Here is a 19,291-nt window from a genome sequence, read left to right on the forward strand (position 1 = left end):
TTTCCTTTTACCGAACCCTCTTATGCCTTAATATCAAAACTTGATCTATCAGGTGCAGAAATACTCACAGATTCTGCTACAAGGCTCTGTGTCATACTTTTTACATCATTACCAGTTATGGATAAGGTATATTCACCCATTTCTTTTCTTTCTGCCGATTTTTCTGCACGTTGCTTTGCAGCTTTTTCTTCCTCTGCTTTTTTAGCAGCTCTTTTTTCTTTTACCTTTTCCTCTTTTTCTCTGTTCTCTTTTACTTTTCGTTCAGCATTCTCTTTCGCTATTTTCCCATCTGGATCATTTGTACCAGATATTGCCACCGAAATATTTCCGTTTTCATCAACCTTATAACTCAGATTTGTCAAAGTGCCCAAACATCCATTAACCGCACTTTTGGCACAATCTGGAATGGCTGCTAAGTTTTCCTCCAGATACTTTGCTTTTTCCGGATCATTCATACACTTCTGTAAAAATGCACTTGAAACGGATACTGTTGTCGGAACCCCTTGCATTGAAGTCGTTCCCGTATTCACATAATGGTATTTTCCCTGCAAGTATTTTGAATAATCATTTACATTGCTATACCCCGTCTTAATCTGCTCTGTTTTTGTCACACCGGGACGTGATGTTTTTAATTCAACTGTACTTTTTGTCACGTTGCCGTCTTTTGTATTTGTACTATCCTTTTCACTATCTGTTTTTTTAACAGTATTCTTGTAATTTGAAGCATAATACGATGTGCAACTGCTGTTATTGATACCTGTAATTGCCATAATCCTACCTCCCTGTTATTGAAACTTAAAATAATTTCTATTATATTGAACGACTTGGATATTTAATTTCCGTTGATGTAAATTCATCTTCTGCCGAAACATTGATATGCCCACTGCTGTCAATAGCATACTCTTTACCATAAACGGAAAACGTATCTCCTTCTTTATACCCGATTTCTATCCAGTTTATATCATTTAACTGTTTTATCTTGGCGTCAACATTTATGGTCTTTCCTGATTCCTGCAATAAATAAGTGTGTTTTCCTGCTCCCGTATCTATAGAAAAGAATCCCGGAGAAATCCCGACTTTCTCACAGACTGACAGTACTTCCTCATTACTGTAGAGATAACCCCACACACTCTTTCCCTGTGCCAGATCAGATAAAATATTACTTGCTTTGCGCATTTCCCACTTATAATTTGTCCCTTTTTGATTTGTATTCTCTGCAAGCAACGATTCCGAGGCTGCCCAGCCTATCCTTCCATTGTTGACCGTCCATGTATATTTACCGCCACTTGATGTTGTCCATGAATAATAACTTTTATTACTTAATACCAAAGAATTATTTGCAGCACAAATGCCTGACATGGTGCTTGTATTCATTTTCGGTACTGCATAATTAGGTACTACCTGTCTGCTCCCATTAAGGTCAAAGGAAATAACCCCGTACTCCTTAAAATCAGAATTATATCCACAGGAAACATTCTCCCCAAAATTGATTGCATCCAAAATAGCACTTGAATTATTATAGTTTGCAAAATAATAAGCCAATTCACTGTTAGAAATATTCGCATTTTTATCTATCAGTGCAGCTATTGATTGCTTTGAAAAGCCTCGTGCAGCATCAGAAATACTTAAACTGTCCTGTTTTTTATTATTTCCTGCTCCAAGCAACATCTGTATTGCTTTTTGGTGTATTCCTGCCTCTGCCTGTTTTGAATATGTCAATAGCTGGTTTACTGTGTTTACATCTGTCACTGTCTTCATAATTATTCTCCAAACCCTTTTTCAACATTAAACGCCAAACATATGCTGCAATTTGTCCAGCATATTATTTACTCTGCCTTCAACAGCTTCTGGCTGATTCCTTAATTCATACCTGCTTCCATAGTAATCATTTAAACGGTCTTTCATCTCATTACAAAATAATTTTTGATCTGTTTTACCATTTAAAAACTGATTGCAGATACCACTTATCTCTTTCTTCTCATTTGTATAAAAAGCTGTCTCATCTGAGATTATTTCTGACTTGTACTTATAAGATTCTGTTTTGCTTCCAATTCCAACAACCATGTAATTTGGTGTCATTTTCTCCATGATAGAATTACGTGCCGAATCATTAAAATGAACATATTCGTCAATCATGTCTGAAAAACCTGCTTGTAATTGCTCTGGAACATACATTTCATTTACTTTTCTTAGCCCCGCTTCACTTGCACTTAACAAAAATACAGATTCATAGGAAGTTCCTCTATATCCCTCCTGAGCATTCAAAAAATCTACATCTGCTGTCATTGCATTAATCTTCTCTTTTAAATCTTTCATTTCATCTTCTGTCAAATATTCAGAAGCATTTTCGTCCAGCCATTTTTCAAAAACCTCTGACTGATTTTCCGAACAGCCTTCAAACGCACTTTGTTCTCCAGAAATGGAAGTTGCTTTCAAATCTAATTTGAATAAATTTTCACATTTATATTCTGCTGGTATCTCTCTTATTGCTCCATTAATAGATGAAAAATGCATTGTATGAAAATCCGATACCTTATTACGAGCAGTCTCAACTAACTTTCTTGCTGAATCACTGATTTTCACATCATCCTCCGAAATAATATTCTGAGGAACAGTTGTTTTCTTCTCGACCTTATTTTTTATCATCTCAGGATTATTAATATACCTATTTCCTTGAACTTTCATAGCAACCTCCCTAAGTTAGTCCACACTTTCTATACTTCTTTATCTATCTTGCTCGATGTCAAAGAAGAATCCGTCTTAGAGTACGTACCATTATTTGTATAGGTTGCACTCGCCCGGTTTGCAGCATTCGATATACCAGTTGCTTTCTGCGATATTTTGCTTACAAAAGAATTATATCCTGTAAAGACCGTTTTCAGCGAACTGATATCTGCCTGCTTTAAAGCATCCTCATCTAATTCCAACTTGTTTCCTTTTCCTATGGTAATACCTATTTTGGCAAGCATATTACTGTTTTTGTCTGTCATTCCAGTCATCCATGAAGCATTTCGCAATACATCCTTTGTATTAGATTCTCCGGCTTCCTTAACTACATCATTATAATCTTCAACAAAAGATTTTACTGCCTTGGTGATTTTATCCCAGTCATAATCCTCTACCTCAATCTCTTCCCCCGTTTTTTCATCTTTCTTTTTTATTTTCTTTTTTTCCCAAAGAGAAGAGTCATTCAAAGCATCTGCTGATTTTTTCAGAGAATCTGCACTTGTTTTCATCAAGGTAAGTTTTTGTGAAGTATCACCTTTTCCCGATAATTTTTCAGCATCCTGTTTTGCATAATATGCTTTCATAAGTTTTCCATAGCTTCCATTTTTGATTGCAGCATAATCAGAAAGCATATTTGTATTGCCTACTGATGAACTATCTGACGTTCCACTAAACAACGCTGAAAAATCTACATTGCTGTTATATTTACTTGTATAATCACTAAAACTTTTGATTTCTGACATAACACCAGCCTCCTTTCCGAACTATAAACGTATATCTATCGGTGTATATACTACCGACTGTCCACTTTCTGATGCTGGATTTGTTATTGTTTCTGCTGTTTCTATTTTGACATCTGCATTCTCTGATGCATCTGTTGTCGTATCTGCATTTTCCTGTGTATTCTCTGCTTTCTGAGTTTGATTCTTCTTTGTTTCTGCTGCATCTGTACGGTTGTCTGCCTTTGCTGCTTCTTCCATAGATTTATTTGCATCTGAAAGTGAAGACATCTGTGCTGCTGTTGCAGACTGCGCTTTTGCCTGCAAATCTGCCAGTTCTTCTTCTTTCTTTTCGGTATTGCCTTTTCCAGCATCTTGCTTGATTTCAGACTCAAGCACACCGGCTCTTCCTTCCATCTGTGTTGCCATACTACCCTGCACTTTTGCTTGCTTCATAGATGAATCTGCGGAAATCATTGCCCGCATACCTGCCTGTGACAAGCCTGTTCCTTTCTTTGCAGATGTATTTTTTGTACCAGCCACCATATCATCCATAGATGATTTTTTACTCTGCTGTTCCTTTCTCTGTTCAATCTGGTGCTGTCTTAACTGTTGATTGAGATTTGTAATTTCCTGTTGTATCTCCTGACGTTTCTTCATCTTATCCTCTAATGACAGTTCTTCATTTGATGATAAGTCCTGCAATTTCTGCTGTGCATTTGCAATCTGATTCTGAATATTTTTACTCACAGAATCATTCGCCTGTGCCATTCCTATTGCTCCTGTCTGCGTATTCGTTCCGTTAAATCCATTAATTTTCATCATTTCGTTGTCCTCCTTGAGCTAATACTCTGAAATCCGTTTCCTGAAAATCTGTATAACATGATTTCTCTTTATTTTTTCTTTCGGCATATCTTTCTTCACAATAAACTGTGATGTTGTGAACCGCCCTTTTTTCGTTGTGAAGCAGTCTGAAAATGCTTTTCAGACTGTCGCAGTGCTCCTCAAATATTGTTGCAAGCAACATATTTTCATCGCTACCTGCGCAAAAAAAGCACTACATATTTCTGTAATTTCTGTAATTTACAAAATACATAGTGCCAATTTATTTCTTTATTCTACCTGCATCATAATGCTAAGGATTACTTCCTCATTTCCCTGCTCCAAAGATATATCTCCCATATACATTCTGGCAACCCGGCGAATGTTATTCAAACCCATTCCATGTTCCCTCCCAGATTTGGTTGTTTCTGGCAAATCGCTATCACCAAAATTAAGCTGACCCCCAAAACTGTTTTTTATGGTTATCATAAAGATACTGTTTTTCCGAAAAGAAGAAATGCTGATATACGGATCATCTCCACTTACATTTTCCATGCAGTTATTCAAGGCATTATTCATGATCACACTCAAATCAAATGCATTTAACTTCGTATTCTGCGGATAATGAAAATCTGACAGAAACCGAATCTGCCTTTCTTTTGCTTCTCTCAACTTTTCCATCAAAATGACATCAATTACCGAACTTCCTGTCTTTATTTCCGGAGATACCTCGTCCCATTCATTTTTCAGATGTTCCAAGTATTCTGTAGCATCATCCATATTATTATGTGCCACGAGATGTTCCAGTGTCTGTATATGATTTCCCATATCATGGCGCATGGAGCGGATATCTCGATACAACTTTTCGACTTCCCCGATATGCTTTTTCATGTCACTGATCTGATTTAATACCAGCTCTTGTCCCCGCTGTTCTTCCTGCATCTCTTTCCAGTTTTGGAACATTACAATCACAACAAGAATAGCGACTATGGAAATCAGATAGTGTAAAAAGCTTAAAGCTCCATAAAATCCATATGTATCAATCAAGTTCTTTCCAGTATCTCTTTCGTATATCATGAGATAATATTGTAAAATGCCATACCCAGTGACGCCTACAAGCGAAGGTATAATAAGCATTACCATCTCTTTGACACTCATTTCATCTTTTTTGTATATATACGCTTTATTGATCAGTCCTATTGCAACCGCAATAAAAGCAATACAAAGTACAATATCCAAAACTCTGGTTCCAACATATAGTCCGTATTGCAGCCACACTTTTTCTGCACCCATATTCCGAAATACAAGTGCTTTTGTAACAAGATCATCAAGTCTGGCTGCCATTGCAACCGCTAACCATCGGATAGAAAAGAAAGTAATTGCAAGAAATATTTTCTGATATATATTTCTTCTGTCCTCTGCATACATCACAAGAAACGCTGCTATAACTCCAATCAGATATGCGGAAAAATTATCAATCTGTGGCGGAATCATATATAAAACAAGCATAATCGTAATATAAACAATACTGACTGCCGCAGCCCCTTTTTTCTTTTTTATATAGGGACAAACAAATTTTCCAAAATAGATTCCTGTAATCATAAGGAGTGCAATAACAGAAATTTTCGATGTAACCATCCAGCATTTTTCTACCAAACTCATCCAATTTCTTTTCCTTTCCTCTGATTATATTTCAAATATTGTTTTACAAACTCAGAATAATTCTGTTTTGCAATCAATGCAGTTCCATTTTCCATCGTCACACAATTTGCATCATATTTCTGAACATATTTGAAATGTACGAGGTAGGCTCTGTGTGTACGAAAAAAATCTGCTCCCGCAATTTCACTCAGTTCCTGCAATTTTCCATAATATTCAATATTCGTATCCCGTGTATGGATAATGACTTTTCGATTATATACCTCGGCATACACAATATCCTTCAAAAACACTTTCATATGGCTTCCTCCGGACTGCACCATCATGTATTTTTCATCCGATTGATTTTCAGAATATTTTTCAATGCTTCTGACTGCACATTTCACAACTTCCTCAAATTTTTCATCTGAAAATGGTTTCACCAAATAATGAAATGCTGCAACATCAAATGCCTGAAAAACATACTCCTCCACAGCAGTTACAAATATCAATACCATTCTTTCATTTTTCTGACGAAGAATCCTTGCCGTTTCCATTCCATCCATTCCTGGCATCTGAATATCTAAAAATAGAATATCCGGCTCACAACCACTTGCAATCAATTCATCACCAGATAAATATTTTTCTATTACTGCATCCGGTAATAATTTCTTTATTTTTTCTTCTAATATCAATCCTATAGATTTTTCATCATCACAGATTGCTATTTGCATCTTGTCACTTCCTTACTTACATACAATTATATTTATTATATCGGAAAAAATCTTTTAATAGCTAGCCGCCATGTTGTGAACCGACCTTTTTTTGTTGTGAAATAGAATATCACATATAACGCGTTATTTGCTTCCTGTTAATACGCGAAAGCACTGTATCTCAAACTCATTGAAATACCATGCTTCCCCGCATTTTCTATATCGTCCTATTGATATTATTACTTTACTATGCGACATACCTCTGGGCGTGACTGTATCTATCAAAAAAGAAGCCAGCAGTTTATTCACACACTACTGCCTTCCTATACTACTCATTTTATTTACTTCGCTGCGTCTCAGACAAGTTTTTCATTTTAAACACAACCTCTGTTTTCCCGACAGCCTTTTACATACCACCTGATTCCAACATATACCAGTTGCACGAATAATAAGAAAAATAGCAGATTGATTGGCAAGACTGTCTTTATCCAATCTCCAAAGTAGATTGCTATTTCCATGCTTATAAGTGTTACCAGTATGGTAATCATATCCCAGCAGCACTTCTTATATAACCCTGCAATCTTTATCCCGATGAATGCTAAAAGTATTCCTGCACCCACCAGACAGCCACCACAAACCAATATTCTTATCAGCCAATATCCAATTCCGGCAACGACTGGATTGGATATTCCATCACTAATCTGTGCCACATTCTTTCCTGTCAGTACAATACAGCCAGCAATGGTCTGTATAAAAGTTGCGATTATATCAAAGAATCTTCCACAATCAGAAATAAATACATTTGACCGTATCATCTGAAAAAGAGTAGTTGATGCGGAATACCATATCAGCAGAAACATCAATGCTTCATACATGACTGTTTTTGCTTTATATCTACCTGAAAGTTTTTCTCTCTGCATATCATACTTTTCCTTAGCTCTCAGATAAGCTGTCTGGTTACAATTCTGACACTTTTGATAGAGTACCGGCTTTTCAACCGGTATCTCTACTTTTTTCTGATGAGAGAGTGCATAGTCCCGTTCCTGTTCTGCCTGTCTCTGCTTATCTCGACATTCCTCTATCATGGCTTGGGCGGTGTGCGTTTTCTTTTTCTCGCTCTGCAATAATTCTTTTGTTTTCCTCAAGTCGTTCTTTAAGGCTTGAATGTTCCCGACTCTGTTCTCGCTGTTTAACCTCTCGTTCAAGGTCAGCGATTCGTCGAGCTGCATTTTCAGTTCCCTGATAGTCCGGTCTTTCTGTTCGAGTTCGTCCTGCATCTGCTCCGTCAGCAGCAGCAACTCTTCCAGTTGATCGTCGCTCTTTGAGTTTTCGTATTCTGTCATCTATATTCCTCGCTTTCTCTATCTGCTGTTCAATGTCAGCAATTCGCTGTTCTGTTTCTGTAATAATCGGTTCTCGCTGTTTAATTTCTGTGCCAATTCCTGCCATTGCTGATTTTCGTCTGTGAGTTTCTGTATCTGGTCTGTCTTTTCTTCCAGAAGCATCAACAGTTCTTCTGTATTCGGTAAGATTTGTAGCAGCTCTGACAATTCTTTCTCTAATTGCTGCAATCGTTCTTCCTGCTCTTGAAAACACATCAGCTTCTCGTCCTTTTCCTGTATCTCCTGAAGCATCTCTGCCATGATATTCTGCTGTTCCTCTATCTGTGTAATCATTGCTTCCATCATGGGAATTATTTCTTTGCTTTCTTCTAATGTCATTCAACCACTCCTTCCATATTGACAATGCACCGGATACCTTACCAAAGGTTGCAATTACCTTTTGCAGCAGTGCATTTTGTTTTTTTATCATCTGGTTTTCCTCGACCTTCCATGAACCTTTCCTTATCTGCCCGGTGAGATATTTTTCCTCAATCTTTCTTGCATCCGCACCCTCATGAATCGTAGGGACTTTTAATTTGCCCTGTCTTTCATAAGAGCGGTGGTCAATCTGATTGTCTATGGATAAATGCCGGTTACACATCCTTGCCCATTCGCTTCGCCACAACTCACAATTCTTTGGACTGTTCCAGCCGGTAGCATCGGTCAGAACCCGTTTCCATTGTTTTCTGTTTCTTGCCCCGACTTTCTGTACTCCGTTTTCATTAAGTACCGGAATACGGATTCCATGTCGGTCAGGATTTTTCTTATCCTGCCACCAGTCCGGATGGGATTCATCAACCACGATATTTCCGTCAGTGTCTCTGACAAAATCCCATTCCTTAACTTCTTTATTGCCCCATGAATGATCCAGATTGAATGGTCGCATGGTTACAAGTAAATGCACATGTGGGTTTCCATCGCCCTTATCGTGTATGCTCCAGTCGGCACACATTCCCTTATCTACGAAAGTTTTTTGAATATATTCGGTTGTATAATCAATCTGTTCCTGTCTGCTCCATTCTTTCGGTAAGGAAAATTCAAATGAGCGTCCAAGCTGTGCATCTGCATTTTTTTCTATCTTCAATACCTCATTCCATAGCCGCTGTTTCTGAAATGTGATTTTAAACTTTTCCAGTGCGGCATCTTTATCATCCGCTCTTTTATAACGGATAGACAGTTGAAACCTTTTTATATTTTCTTCCGGTACATGCAGCCATTCAGGAGGTGCATTTTCGCACATCATCAGACTGGTGTAGACGACTTCCTTTTTGAAAGTATAGTAGCTGATCCTGCCTGTTTCCTCATTCTTCATCACATCTCCGTTAAGATATGCAGATGCGGATATGACAGATTTTCCTTTACTGCGTCCGACAATCTTTACTGTAAAATGAAATATCGCCATGTTATGATTCCCCCTTTCTGCCGTATCCGGCATTGATTTCCGACAGCATCTTCTTCTGGTTTGGCAGGAGTGAAGCTGTCGGAACGCCCTCTGCGCAAGAGTGTCCCCTGCGGCATGAGCAGGTCTGGCTGAAAGCCCCGCCGACGGAACGAGCCCGGCAAGCGTAAGCGCAGACCGGTTGCCACTTGTGGCAAACTTATAAGGACGACCTCTGGTTGTCCATAAGTGCGCCCTTCATTCAAAGGCAATGAAGGGAATGGAAAACCCACTCCCTCCGCCATTACACTTCCTCCATGTCTGTAACTAATTCTTTCTGCATCGCTTTTGAGAAAAACTTCCCGTTTGTTTCCTGCCTTTTTAAGAAGCCTATCAACTTTGGTAAATCTTCCTCCTCAATCGGACAGCCAAGAACTGATTCCACCGCTCCTCCAATCTGACAGAGCCTGTGGGTTCGTTTTTTACTTTCTTCCGCTTTCTTTCTCTTTTCCAGTTCCTTCCGCTGTGCTATGAGCTTTTTTGTAGCTTCAATGCTTTCCTGTTCCTTTTTCTCTAATGCACGTATTCTTTCTTCATAAGTCTTTGTTGATTTCGCCATATCGTCTTCATCCTTTCTTTTTCCGGTAAACAACAGTTCTCGGTTGCATATCAGGAGAAGCACATGGTATAATCCTCTTGCGTGTAGGTATATCATGGCTTCGGTCTGATAGAACCTTTGGCGGTTTCGTAGGAAGCCGCCTTTTTAAGTTGCCACATTTCTTGTGACAGCTTTTACATTTCCTTTATCCCTCAGATCTCGCCCCTCGTTGGCTTCCATGAACTTTTCCAGAATGTCAGTTTTAATAAGGACTTTTCTTCCGACTTTTAATACCGGAAGCTTCTTCCATTCAACCAGCTTTCTCAAAGTGTTTCTGCCAATTCCTGTATAGTCGGCTGCTTCCTCGATGGATAATGCAATCTTTCTTTCCGTCATCTTGTCACCTCCCGTTAAATTGCATTATGCAATTTTTGTTGTGCTGTTAGTATAGCGGTTTTATATTGCGTTGTCAAGCGTTATGAAATTTTAAAAATAATCATTAAATTGCATATTGCAATTATGTAAGGTACATGCTATAATTCATACATACCGAAAAAGGAGGCAATCAGCATGAAAGATAAAGAACTACGCAAGCTGATAGGCAGCAGGGCAAAACAGCGTCGTCTGGAATTAAATCTGACACAGCCTTATGTTGCAGAGAAGATGGGAGTTACCGCTTCCACAATCCTGCGTTATGAGAATGGTTCGATTGACAATACCAAAAAGATGGTGCTGGAAGGTCTTTCGGAAGCACTTCATGTATCTATTGAATGGCTCAGAGGTGAAACCGATGAATACGAAACCGATATTACGGATAAGAAAGAATTACAGATTCGTGATGCAATGGGCGATATTCTCAAACAGTTACCTCTCGACCTTAATAAAAAGGAAGATGCTTTTTCAAAAGATTTACTGCTGTTAATGTTAAAGCAATATAACCTGTTTCTGGAATCATTCCAGTTTGCCTGCAAGAATTACAAGGGCAGCACGAATGAATCGGATATTGCAAAGGTAATGGGGTTTGAATCGAATGATGAATATAACGAGATTATGTTTCTCCGGGAGATCACCCATACTGTTAATGCCTTTAATGACATGGCAGATATTGTAAGGCTCTATTCCAAGAAACCGGAAATGGCAGAACAAAGGCTTGAAAATCTTTTATCAGAAGTTTCGTATGAGGATTCCGATTCGGTATAGAACGACAACCGGAGTTATGATACAATGAGCACGAGCGAGTCAGGCTGTTTACAGATTTGACGAGCGGCGAATTGGCTTATGGACTTGTCCATAAGATGCCTACACGCAAGAAGCATTTCATCAGTTCCGATTGTCTGATATCGAAAGGAGACACACGATTATGGCAAAAGGATCTGTAAGAAAAAAAGGAAAGAAATGGTACTACCGCTTCTATGTAGAAGATGCAAGCGGAAATCTGGTTCAGAAAGAATACGCTGGAACAGAAAGCAAAAGTGAAACGGAAAAACTGCTCCGTCAGGCAATGGACGATTACGAAAGCAAGAAATTCATTGCAAAGTCGGAAAATATTACAGTTGGAGAATTACTTGATATATGGGCAGAGGAAGAATTAAAGACCGGTACTCTCAGTAATGGGACAGTCCAGAATTACCTCGGTGCTATTACCAACATCAAGAAGCATCCAATTTCAGAGAGAAAGTTGAAAAATGTAACATCTGAGCATTTACAAGCCTTCTTCGATCTGCTTTCCTTTGGTGGCACTTATCCAGATGGTTCAGAAAGAAAAGGTTATAGCAAAGATTACATTCGTTCTTTCTCGGCAGTATTACAGCAGTCATTCCGATTTGCAGTATCACCAAAGCAATATATCACTTTCAATCCGATGCAGTATATTAAGCTGAAATACCAGACGGATGAGGTTGACCTGTTTTCTGATGATGACATGGATGGCGATATACAGCCAATTCCACGAGAGGATTATGAAAGACTGATTGAATTTCTACAGGATTACAATCCACCGGCAATACTTCCAATCCAGATAGCTTATTATGCAGGACTTCGTATCGGTGAAGCCTGTGGTCTGGCATGGCAGGATGTAAATCTTGAAGAACAGTGCCTTACAATCAGACGCAGTATCCGATATGATGGTTCAAGGCACAAGAATATCATCGGACCAACCAAACGAAAAAAGGTAAGGATTGTTGATTTTGGAGATACGCTGGCAGAGATTCTTCGCAATGCCCGAAAGGAACAGCTTAAAAACCGAATGCAGTACGGAGAACTTTACCACAAAAACTACTACAGAGAAGTAAAAGACAAAAACAGAGTTTACTATGAGTTCTATCATCTGGACGGAACAGAGAATGTTCCAGAGGATTATAAGGAAATATCCTTTGTCTGCTTAAGACCGGATGGAAGTCTGGAACTGCCAAGCACGTTAGGAATTGTTTGCAGGAAGATTGCTCAGAAACTGGATGGATTTGAAGGATTTCATTTTCACCAGCTGCGACACACCTACACAAGCAACCTTCTGGCAAATGGAGCAGCACCAAAGGATGTGCAGGAACTGTTAGGGCACTCAGATGTCAGTACCACCATGAATGTCTATGCACACTCTACAAGAAAAGCCAAGCGGGAATCTGCAAGGTTACTTGATAAAGTGGCAGGCAATGACTAAATAAAACTTTCCCTTATTTTCCTTACAATTATCTCATAAGGGCAAAAATAAGGGAAAATACATATCATTTCACTAATGAATGGGCTGGAGAGCCTGTAAAATAGGGAAAGTTAGCCAGATATTTCGGCAAACTTGAATTTGACTTAATATCCATGGTCAACATGCTGCCACTTTCCGCCATCTGTTCTAACTAAAATCCACTTCCAATCACTGTATGTACTATTTGGATTCAAAGATCCGTTTCCACCAGATGAATCAACATCGAATGAAGATAATAAAACAATGACTTCATCTGCATTGTTTCTGTCTGCCCAATCTTTATGATCTTTCGTGCAGTCATCTCCGGCATAGTAAATTTCTGTGAGAGTGCATCCTTTCCAGTCACTCTTAAACTCCTTTTTTATTGTGTCAATAGCGGCTTTAATATCCTCTTCTGAATAGCTCTCTGATTCAACATTATGAGTTTTTACTTCACTGACATCTCCACCACAAGCACTCAAACCAAATAAAAGCATAATACATAGCATTGTACATACGATTTTCTTCATACAAGACCTCCTTAAATTTCGACTTTCCTAACTTAAGATTCCATTTTGGAACCTCAAGTTATAATTCAACTTTATTTGATGTCACATTTTGTGACGTCAAGTTTAAACATACCGAATTCGCCCTGTTTAAACATGCTCCTATTGTTCCGTCAGTTCTGCTCTTTGAATTACATCCCTTATCACACCAATGTCTTCTATTCGATTGATTGCAAAACACTTCTTCCCTGCATCCTTTATCGAAGCCCCGATATGATATCCTTCCTTCTCATCCAGAATTAGGAATCTATCATGAAATGCCGTACTTCTTTTCACTTCCAATGTTGGATATTGTGCATTAAAATTTGTGATATCCTGATTCGTAATCCTTGCATTCGGATATGTATAGGCCAGAACAGATACCTGATCTTTTTTCTTTGCCAGGATATTTAATGTCACAACATCTATGTAGCCATCAATCAAGATAATACTTTGTTCTGCCCTTGCTATAAGCTCTGTCAATAAATTAAATGCATCAAATATCTGTCCATCATAAAATACTTTTTGATTTGATTCCTCATGGTCTGCTATATAGGCAAATACCTGCTCAAATCGTTCATCCGTTCTTTGCTCGAATGCTTGTCTCTGCAAATCTGACTCTATTTGTCTTGCTTCTAAATGATTTACCTTGTCAATCAGCAGAGAATTATTTGCAAGATATTTTCTCATTTCAACATATGTTTCCATTATTCTGATACTAACTTTGATGGCAATTTCACTTCTTAGAACCGCAGAAAGCATCGCAATACCTTGTTCAGTAAATACATATGGCATATATCTTCTGCCGCCACGTTCTTCTATCATTTCATCTGGCTTTGAGGTCGCAAATTGCGACCTCAAAAATTCAAACTCCTCATTTGTCAATTGAAATCTAAAACTTTCTGGAAATCTTAATATATTTCTTTTCACAGCCTCATTCAAACGTTTTGTTTCAACTTGATACAACATAGCCAAGTCACTATCCAGCATCACCTGTTTCCCGCGAACGTTATATATCAGATTCTGAATCTTAATATCATCAGCTATAACTAATTCCACTTTTTCTTCCATTGTGCATCCTCATCCTTACAATATATTTGATGTCGCAATTTTCGACCTCAAGTCTACTTTTCGTCCTTCTTCATAATCTCGTGCATTCTTACATAATACTCCAGCATCCGAACCACATACTCTGGTGCATTTCTATGACCTAGTTCCCAATCAGTAACCGTCTGATATGGGATTTGATATGTATCGCAAAAATCTCTGCGATTCATACCCGACATTTTTCTTATTTCTTTAATTTTATCTGCACAATCCATCTTGGTACCTCCAAATATATCTCATAACTTCTTTAATCGTATACCTTCACTTATAATATATCAGCATCTCAGAATATATGCAATGCATATATTCTGTTTTACGCCACTTTAACTGCTCCTATATCCATACCTGTACTCAATCTAAAATAGTATATTAATCGTCCATTTGTGTTTTTGCAGAATGGTTCATAACTTATAGCGCTTGCCATCTGTTCCCTATGCTTCTGCAAAATCTGCGGACCATATTTCATTAACATCCTGCTCATTACATCGATGCATCTTTCAAAAGCAACATTGTCTTTATCATCTTCAAAATATCTTGTCATCAAAATCCTCCTGTTTTCCAAATAAAAAAGCCTGTCCTTAGGAAATTCCTAAAACAAGCCACTCATAAAATTACTATAAATGATTACTACTTTTCGATCTTATCCTATCCCATCAACGCAGGAATACTTCCTGCTCTCTAGATAGGATTAGATATTATTATAACCTTACTTTAAACTATTACGCAACGTAGGAGTCAATAGAATATTTAAAATTTTTTATTCTATTTAAGATTTTCCACATATTCTTCCAAGCACAATCCACTCTGATGAATCTCCTCTGCTGCTTCTTTTCCCACATAGCGATAATGCCACGGTTCATTAGCAACTCCTGTAATGCTTGTCTTTCCGGACGGATATCTTTGAATAAATCCGTATTTGTATGAATTCTCCAGTAACCAGTTATAAACATCATCACGAGAACATTTAGAAGTATCTGCATTGATATCTACCGCAAGTCCAAGCTGATGCTCGCTTGTCCCCGGTAATGCTACCCATTCCATTGCTGTTTCCTCTGCCATGTGTTTTGTATAACCTTCACTTCGATATGAGGCTATCTTGTCATCTAAAATCTGTTGCTGCTCCTCTGCTGTTCTGTAACCATCTCTAACAAACGGATATACACCTGCATTTCTCGCATCATCAAACATTTCCTGCAAGTATGGATAGATTCTTGAATCTATTTTCTGACCATTACTCAATTCCATGAGATCCATTTCATAATCATCTGGAATATAATTATCCCGATTTACCAACACCAATTCCCATCCATACTTATCACTTGCAATGGGATGTTCTTCCTGTTTTATAGTCCCAAAACCTTGTAACTTTTCCGGTAGCCCAACCGCATCATTGGTTACAAATGTATGTCCTACATGAATAAGAAAGAAAAGAACGAACAACAGAGTTATCTTTTTCAGAAAGCTCTTTTTCCTTTTCATCTACTTAATCTCCGTTTTATGATAGACATGATACATAAGCGGAACCATCAAAATACTTAGGATTGGATAAATGACCAGCATGATTGGTATCGAGCCGACAATCTTACCGCCAATATGATATAAATCAAATGTATTGATAATCTCATTGATCTGTAGCAAGCGGTCTGGGAACACACCCAATATTCCCGATAAGAAATCGAAATTTGATACAAACAGTGGTAAAAACAGGATTGCAAAAGGTATTGTAACCGCAACAACTGCTGTATGCGTCTTTGCTGACACAAGCATAGACAGAAACAGGCAAAATACGGTTCCAATATATCCGGCAACTACCGTGAGCAAATACAACTGCATATAGGTGATATTGTAAAAAGATTTCCAATGCCAGAAGCCTGTCTGTATCATGACATTTCCACCTTGCGATCCAAGACATCCCAATACCACAAGTGAATACAGCGATATTACAATAAAGTAAATAACTGATACCACGATAAATCCTGCCATGATCTTTGCTCTCGTTCCCCTATCCCTTCCGTATTTTGTTGAGAAAAATATGGAATCTGATTTCCAACTAAATTCATTGGAAAAGATACCTGACACCAAGAATGCTGACACAAGCATAATGAGCATAATAATCGTCTGAGCGTAACTCAGTGCTGATTTCCAGCCATCGTAGTCCTCATAGTATAAAGGTGCTTTCATCTCACGGTACTGCTCTATCAAAAATGCTTTCTCGTTTTCATCGAATAAACCATCAGCATCTTCGGAGTTCAACCATTTTTCCAAACTCTTTCCACGGTTCTCATAGATCTGTCCCACTTCTTCTTTCGATAAGGAATCAATACGATAATAATTAAAGTCTCTAAATTCGCAAAATCCCATATTGATCATGTCCTTGATTTCTGAAAACCCTTGTACCTTGGAATCATGCAATAAGTTAGCAGAATCATCTCCAGGGCGAATGGGATATTCTTCACTAATCTTTTTATATTCATCCAGGACCGCTTGTAATGCTGCTTCATCTAAAACACCTTTCCACTTCTGCTTTTCTTCCCGCAGACTCTTTGCTGCTGCGATTCCTGTATGAGATTTGCCCTGCTCATCCAAAAAACTGACATTCGTGATTGCGAAATAGCAGGATATCAAAAGTGAAAATAACAACACGACCAATGATACTTTACTGAGGCTCTTAGAAAAGATTTTCTTAATCTCATATCTAATCATTCCATCTCACCACCCTTTTCACCGAAATAATATAAGAACACATCCTCCAATGTCGGCTCCACCACAGATGCTCCAGCAATCGGTGGCTCACCGGCAATAATACGCAATTCCACCATTCCCCTTTCCGATTTCATATTAGACACCTTAAATTTTTTCATCATCTTCGTTGCATCTGCCTGTGATACTTCACACGCATATACCTTTTCCTGCATAGAAGCAAGTGTCTGATCAAGGTTTCCCTGCTGCATGATTTGTCCATCCTTCATCAGCCAGATTTCATTGGCAATATACTCTACATCTGAAACAATATGCGTCGATAAAATAACAATCCGATCCTCTGAGAGTTCACTAATCAGGTTTCTAAAACGCACCCTTTCCGTCGGATCAAGTCCAGCCGTAGGCTCATCCAAAATAAGAATTTTGGGATTGTTTAGCATTGCCTGTGCAATTCCTGCTCTACGTTTCATTCCACCGGACAGCTTCTTCATCTTCTTATTTGCTGACTTTGTAAGTCCAACCTGTGCAAGCAAGTCCTTTACCCGTTTACCAGCAACCATAGGTCGAATACCCTTTAAGCTGGCAATATACAGTAAATAGTCTTTTACTGTGAAATCCGGATAGAATCCGAACTCCTGAGGTAAGTATCCAAGCAAATTTCGATATTCTCCATCCATTTTGAAAATATCCTTTCCATCGCACAGAATCTGTCCGCTTGTCGGTGGCAAAAGGGTACAGATCATTCGCATAAGCGTTGTCTTGCCTGCACCATTCACACCTAAAAGTCCATATACTCCATTCTCTATCGTCAGGTTTAAGTTCTCTACTGCCCGAAAGTCCCCAAACTTTCTTGTAACATTAACCATTTGTAATTTCATATAGATTTCCCTCCATCGTCGAACATAAGCGGTTGCAGTCATGTATTGCCTTATACACAGCACCAATCAGGAAACAGCTTGCTAATCCAAATAAGATACTCCATACAGGAAATGTAATCTTAGCATAAATAAAATCATTCATTGTAACCATCCACCAGATCACACTCCACAAAAAGCAACCGAACATGGATGCTGCCTCATTCAAAGCGCTACTGTTTAACATGGCAAAGCAGATTCCAGCAGCAACGACCATTGGGAACAAAAACTGCACCAAAATATCCATAAACTGCATTCTCATACCCACACAGCAAACGAACATAAATAGCGTTATCATAAATACATCCGCCACTCCTATCAAAAATACTCGTGCGGAATAGATCTGTCTGAGGGAATATAGGCACGCTGCCTCAATCTGTAAGGAATCACTTTCTTTGTTTCTCCAAAATTCCGGAATGATCATAACGATAAAAAGGACAGAGGAAGTTCCCAGTGTTCTCATCAAATATTCGCTATCATCCAGATAATTCATGAGAAAAAATGTCACTATCAGTAATGCTGCCTGCAACATCCACCATCTCTTTCGAATCAGCCGAAATTGAGAAAATAAAAACTCTCCATAGCTCATCGTATGTTCAGACTGAACTTCCATCATAACTTCCTTCGATTTTTGAATCGTTTCCAGAATCTTTTCTTCTCTTGGAATAACTTTTGTTTCCGTTTTATAGTTTTGTATCATCTTTTCCAAATTCATCAGAGTCCTCCTCTCCCAAAAGTTTTTTTAATTCTTCTTTTGCCCTTTTATGTCGGTACTTAACCAGCGGCAAGCCAATTTGTAAGATATCAGCTACCTCTTTTAGCTTACAGTCTCCAAAATAAATTAACAGTATCACTTCTCTTAACTCTGGGGCTAACCTGCCAAGTGCCTGTTCCACATCCATTCGTTTTTCTTTCCTATGAATACCGCCATCCGAAACCAGCTCTCTTTCCAATATTTCCTGCTCTACACTCTCTGCCTTCCATTTCTTTGCGTAGTTCTTACATAAATTACCTGCTATCACATACAGATAATTCTTTGCTTTCCCAATATGCTGATAAGATGCAATATTTTCCATAAATCGAAGGAAGGTTTCCTGTGTGAGATCTTCTGCTTCTGCCTGATCCAAACAATGATATCTGCAATAGGATAGAATTTCTGCATAATATTTCCGTACAAATTTATCAAAAGCCTTTTCGTTTCCCTGTTTCATTTGTAGGATTAAAAGAAAATCATTCAAGTTGCCCTCCTTTCCCATTTCAGTAATGTATAAACGTTTATTCCATTCTAATATGTATAACAACTGACTACACAAAAAAGATAGTCTATGGTTTAGATTTCTCAAAAAAAGACACCAACCCTCTATGGTTGATGTC

Annotated in this window: 23 protein-coding genes; 2 read left to right on the forward strand and 21 right to left on the reverse strand. The window is 38.3% G+C overall.

All coding sequences use genetic code 11. The features are described from left to right. Positions 1-20: 20 nt before the first annotated feature. The 12 genes from DW183_RS11415 to DW183_RS11470 all read right to left on the reverse strand — a co-directional run bounded on the left by DW183_RS11415 (position 21) and on the right by DW183_RS11470 (position 10,373). Positions 21-770: a DUF6033 family protein gene (locus DW183_RS11415; RefSeq protein WP_118282260.1), complete on the reverse strand. Its 750-nt coding sequence runs from the start codon at positions 768-770 to the stop codon at positions 21-23. Between the two features lie 40 nt (positions 771-810). After that, positions 811-1,758, reverse strand: a complete 948-nt coding sequence (locus DW183_RS11420) for a hypothetical protein (RefSeq protein WP_118282262.1) — start codon at positions 1,756-1,758, stop codon at positions 811-813. Between the two features lie 27 nt (positions 1,759-1,785). Continuing rightward, positions 1,786-2,685 carry a hypothetical protein gene (locus tag DW183_RS11425; protein ID WP_118282265.1) on the reverse strand — a complete coding sequence of 300 codons (900 nt, stop codon included), beginning with the start codon at positions 2,683-2,685 and terminating at the stop codon, positions 1,786-1,788. Positions 2,686-2,714: 29 nt separating this feature from the next. Then, positions 2,715-3,470, reverse strand: coding sequence for a flagellar filament capping protein FliD (gene fliD / locus DW183_RS11430; protein ID WP_117465675.1), 756 nt, complete (start codon positions 3,468-3,470; stop codon positions 2,715-2,717). 21 nt (positions 3,471-3,491) lie between these two features. After that, positions 3,492-4,268 carry a FlxA-like family protein gene (locus DW183_RS11435; RefSeq protein ID WP_199535144.1) on the reverse strand — a complete coding sequence of 259 codons (777 nt, stop codon included), beginning with the start codon at positions 4,266-4,268 and terminating at the stop codon, positions 3,492-3,494. 291 nt (positions 4,269-4,559) lie between these two features. Further along, entirely contained in the window at positions 4,560-5,930 is a 1,371-nt protein-coding gene (locus tag DW183_RS11440) for a GHKL domain-containing protein (protein WP_118282268.1), read from the reverse strand. After that, the gene (locus tag DW183_RS11445) at positions 5,927-6,640 is read right to left on the reverse strand and encodes a LytR/AlgR family response regulator transcription factor (RefSeq protein WP_118282271.1); all 714 of its coding nucleotides are present in this window, start codon (positions 6,638-6,640) and stop codon (positions 5,927-5,929) included. The genes DW183_RS11440 and DW183_RS11445 overlap by 4 nt, the downstream gene beginning before the upstream one ends. Positions 6,641-6,993: 353 nt before the next feature. After that, positions 6,994-7,704 (reverse strand): DUF6040 family protein, encoded by a 711-nt coding sequence (locus DW183_RS11450; RefSeq protein ID WP_118282273.1) that lies wholly within the window; start codon positions 7,702-7,704, stop codon positions 6,994-6,996. After that, entirely contained in the window at positions 7,682-9,403 is a 1,722-nt protein-coding gene (locus DW183_RS11455; protein ID WP_118282276.1) for a MobA/MobL family protein, read from the reverse strand. Before DW183_RS11455 ends, DW183_RS11450 begins: the two co-directional genes overlap by 23 nt. Beyond that, positions 9,379-9,684, reverse strand: coding sequence for a hypothetical protein (locus tag DW183_RS11460; RefSeq protein ID WP_118049357.1), 306 nt, complete (start codon positions 9,682-9,684; stop codon positions 9,379-9,381). The genes DW183_RS11455 and DW183_RS11460 overlap by 25 nt, the downstream gene beginning before the upstream one ends. After that, positions 9,684-9,998, reverse strand: a complete 315-nt coding sequence (locus DW183_RS11465) for a hypothetical protein (protein ID WP_041254741.1) — start codon at positions 9,996-9,998, stop codon at positions 9,684-9,686. Before DW183_RS11465 ends, DW183_RS11460 begins: the two co-directional genes overlap by 1 nt. A gap of 144 nt (positions 9,999-10,142) precedes the next feature. Continuing rightward, the gene (locus tag DW183_RS11470; RefSeq protein ID WP_003505382.1) at positions 10,143-10,373 is read right to left on the reverse strand and encodes a helix-turn-helix domain-containing protein; all 231 of its coding nucleotides are present in this window, start codon (positions 10,371-10,373) and stop codon (positions 10,143-10,145) included. Positions 10,374-10,547: 174 nt separating this feature from the next. On the opposite strand from DW183_RS11470, the gene DW183_RS11475 reads away from it, so the two are divergent. Then, complete coding sequence (locus DW183_RS11475) at positions 10,548-11,177, forward strand: helix-turn-helix domain-containing protein (protein ID WP_117719006.1); 630 nt, start codon at positions 10,548-10,550, stop codon at positions 11,175-11,177. Between the two features lie 160 nt (positions 11,178-11,337). Then, entirely contained in the window at positions 11,338-12,633 is a 1,296-nt protein-coding gene (locus DW183_RS11480; protein WP_008392857.1) for a tyrosine-type recombinase/integrase, read from the forward strand. Between the two features lie 143 nt (positions 12,634-12,776). Here DW183_RS11480 and DW183_RS11485 read toward each other — a convergent pair whose 3' ends face one another. The 9 genes from DW183_RS11485 to DW183_RS11525 form a co-directional block, all read right to left on the reverse strand. Next, the gene (locus DW183_RS11485) at positions 12,777-13,181 is read right to left on the reverse strand and encodes an LptM family lipoprotein (RefSeq protein ID WP_118282279.1); all 405 of its coding nucleotides are present in this window, start codon (positions 13,179-13,181) and stop codon (positions 12,777-12,779) included. A gap of 138 nt (positions 13,182-13,319) precedes the next feature. After that, a complete protein-coding gene (locus tag DW183_RS11490; protein ID WP_118282282.1) occupies positions 13,320-14,267 on the reverse strand; it encodes an ORF6N domain-containing protein in 948 nt (315 codons plus the stop codon). A gap of 53 nt (positions 14,268-14,320) precedes the next feature. Then, a complete protein-coding gene (locus tag DW183_RS11495) occupies positions 14,321-14,518 on the reverse strand; it encodes a helix-turn-helix domain-containing protein (RefSeq protein WP_118282284.1) in 198 nt (65 codons plus the stop codon). A 98-nt stretch (positions 14,519-14,616) separates the two neighbouring features. Further along, complete coding sequence (locus tag DW183_RS11500) at positions 14,617-14,844, reverse strand: hypothetical protein (protein WP_118282287.1); 228 nt, start codon at positions 14,842-14,844, stop codon at positions 14,617-14,619. Between the two features lie 221 nt (positions 14,845-15,065). Next, a complete protein-coding gene (locus tag DW183_RS11505; protein ID WP_118282289.1) occupies positions 15,066-15,782 on the reverse strand; it encodes a M15 family metallopeptidase in 717 nt (238 codons plus the stop codon). Next, on the reverse strand, positions 15,783-17,006 hold the full coding sequence (locus DW183_RS11510; protein ID WP_117889485.1) for an ABC transporter permease: 1,224 nt from the start codon (positions 17,004-17,006) through the stop codon (positions 15,783-15,785). Then, entirely contained in the window at positions 17,003-17,881 is an 879-nt protein-coding gene (locus DW183_RS11515) for an ABC transporter ATP-binding protein (RefSeq protein ID WP_118282292.1), read from the reverse strand. Before DW183_RS11515 ends, DW183_RS11510 begins: the two co-directional genes overlap by 4 nt. After that, positions 17,862-18,632 (reverse strand): hypothetical protein, encoded by a 771-nt coding sequence (locus DW183_RS11520; RefSeq protein ID WP_118282295.1) that lies wholly within the window; start codon positions 18,630-18,632, stop codon positions 17,862-17,864. The genes DW183_RS11515 and DW183_RS11520 overlap by 20 nt, the downstream gene beginning before the upstream one ends. Continuing rightward, positions 18,601-19,155, reverse strand: a complete 555-nt coding sequence (locus DW183_RS11525) for an RNA polymerase sigma factor (protein ID WP_243069573.1) — start codon at positions 19,153-19,155, stop codon at positions 18,601-18,603. The genes DW183_RS11520 and DW183_RS11525 overlap by 32 nt, the downstream gene beginning before the upstream one ends. Between the last annotated feature and the right edge of the window lie 136 nt (positions 19,156-19,291).

This window comes from Roseburia sp. AM16-25, assembly GCF_003473825.1.
In the GTDB taxonomy this organism is placed as follows: Bacteria; Bacillota; Clostridia; order Lachnospirales; family Lachnospiraceae; genus Pararoseburia; species Pararoseburia lenta.

What these genes read in the sequence shown, in the direction of transcription:
- DW183_RS11435 (WP_199535144.1), bottom strand. Translation starts at nt 4,268, where the DNA reads ATGAAAATTAATGGATTTAACGGAACGAATACGCAGACAGGAGCAATA.
- DW183_RS11475 (WP_117719006.1), top strand. Translation starts at nt 10,548, where the DNA reads ATGAAAGATAAAGAACTACGCAAGCTGATAGGCAGCAGGGCAAAACAG.
- DW183_RS11455 (WP_118282276.1), bottom strand. Translation starts at nt 9,403, where the DNA reads ATGGCGATATTTCATTTTACAGTAAAGATTGTCGGACGCAGTAAAGGA.
- DW183_RS11445 (WP_118282271.1), bottom strand. Translation starts at nt 6,640, where the DNA reads ATGCAAATAGCAATCTGTGATGATGAAAAATCTATAGGATTGATATTA.
- DW183_RS11420 (WP_118282262.1), bottom strand. Translation starts at nt 1,758, where the DNA reads ATGAAGACAGTGACAGATGTAAACACAGTAAACCAGCTATTGACATAT.
- fliD (WP_117465675.1), bottom strand. Translation starts at nt 3,470, where the DNA reads ATGTCAGAAATCAAAAGTTTTAGTGATTATACAAGTAAATATAACAGC.
- DW183_RS11415 (WP_118282260.1), bottom strand. Translation starts at nt 770, where the DNA reads ATGGCAATTACAGGTATCAATAACAGCAGTTGCACATCGTATTATGCT.
- DW183_RS11480 (WP_008392857.1), top strand. Translation starts at nt 11,338, where the DNA reads ATGGCAAAAGGATCTGTAAGAAAAAAAGGAAAGAAATGGTACTACCGC.
- DW183_RS11440 (WP_118282268.1), bottom strand. Translation starts at nt 5,930, where the DNA reads ATGAGTTTGGTAGAAAAATGCTGGATGGTTACATCGAAAATTTCTGTT.
- DW183_RS11470 (WP_003505382.1), bottom strand. Translation starts at nt 10,373, where the DNA reads ATGACGGAAAGAAAGATTGCATTATCCATCGAGGAAGCAGCCGACTAT.
- DW183_RS11495 (WP_118282284.1), bottom strand. Translation starts at nt 14,518, where the DNA reads ATGGATTGTGCAGATAAAATTAAAGAAATAAGAAAAATGTCGGGTATG.
- DW183_RS11520 (WP_118282295.1), bottom strand. Translation starts at nt 18,632, where the DNA reads ATGAATTTGGAAAAGATGATACAAAACTATAAAACGGAAACAAAAGTT.
- DW183_RS11425 (WP_118282265.1), bottom strand. Translation starts at nt 2,685, where the DNA reads ATGAAAGTTCAAGGAAATAGGTATATTAATAATCCTGAGATGATAAAA.
- DW183_RS11490 (WP_118282282.1), bottom strand. Translation starts at nt 14,267, where the DNA reads ATGGAAGAAAAAGTGGAATTAGTTATAGCTGATGATATTAAGATTCAG.
- DW183_RS11485 (WP_118282279.1), bottom strand. Translation starts at nt 13,181, where the DNA reads ATGAAGAAAATCGTATGTACAATGCTATGTATTATGCTTTTATTTGGT.
- DW183_RS11510 (WP_117889485.1), bottom strand. Translation starts at nt 17,006, where the DNA reads ATGATTAGATATGAGATTAAGAAAATCTTTTCTAAGAGCCTCAGTAAA.
- DW183_RS11465 (WP_041254741.1), bottom strand. Translation starts at nt 9,998, where the DNA reads ATGGCGAAATCAACAAAGACTTATGAAGAAAGAATACGTGCATTAGAG.
- DW183_RS11460 (WP_118049357.1), bottom strand. Translation starts at nt 9,684, where the DNA reads ATGGCGGAGGGAGTGGGTTTTCCATTCCCTTCATTGCCTTTGAATGAA.
- DW183_RS11505 (WP_118282289.1), bottom strand. Translation starts at nt 15,782, where the DNA reads ATGAAAAGGAAAAAGAGCTTTCTGAAAAAGATAACTCTGTTGTTCGTT.
- DW183_RS11450 (WP_118282273.1), bottom strand. Translation starts at nt 7,704, where the DNA reads ATGATAGAGGAATGTCGAGATAAGCAGAGACAGGCAGAACAGGAACGG.
- DW183_RS11515 (WP_118282292.1), bottom strand. Translation starts at nt 17,881, where the DNA reads ATGAAATTACAAATGGTTAATGTTACAAGAAAGTTTGGGGACTTTCGG.
- DW183_RS11500 (WP_118282287.1), bottom strand. Translation starts at nt 14,844, where the DNA reads ATGACAAGATATTTTGAAGATGATAAAGACAATGTTGCTTTTGAAAGA.